The sequence below is a fragment of the Liquorilactobacillus vini DSM 20605 genome, assembly GCF_000255495.1.
GTDB classification, from domain to species: Bacteria; Bacillota; Bacilli; order Lactobacillales; family Lactobacillaceae; genus Liquorilactobacillus; species Liquorilactobacillus vini.
Genome location: NZ_AHYZ01000185.1, coordinates 1 through 453, shown reverse-complemented (window position 1 = coordinate 453; position 453 = coordinate 1). Strand labels below are relative to the sequence as shown.

Annotated in this window: 1 pseudogene; it reads right to left on the bottom strand. The window is 33.3% G+C overall.

What is annotated here, in order from left to right:
* Positions 1–386, bottom strand: a pseudogene (locus tag ON15_RS10190) (ISL3 family transposase); the annotation flags it as partial.
* Positions 387–453: the final 67 nt, after the last annotated feature.

Genomic DNA, 453 nt, shown 5'->3' with positions numbered 1-453 from the left:
ATGTTTTTTCCCAGTTCAATAACGGCACGATATTTAACTGCATCAGAAATTTGATTTTTAGGTTGAATGCCAGCAACTTTAGCAATTTTGGTGATGACTTGGGGACACTTTTTGGATTTAGGGCAAATAAACTTTTGTTTGCGAATACAAAGAATATTAGTAACACCAGCTGAAGGCAAACCAACAGCTTTGGTCAGTTTAAAACCATTTCGCAACATTTTTCGCTGACAAACAGGGCAAAAACAAGGATAAGTTTGTAACAAATGGACGAAATGAACATTTTGATGATGATAAGATCCTTCAGTAATGAAATTTTTACCAAATTTAGGATCAAAAATCAGCCTTGTGTCTTTAATTCCAAGTAAAAATCGGGTACAATAATCCATGAATTAAACATTCTTTCTATACTCGTTGAAAAACGAGTTTATTTTGAAGATGAAGTTGCCACTTCAT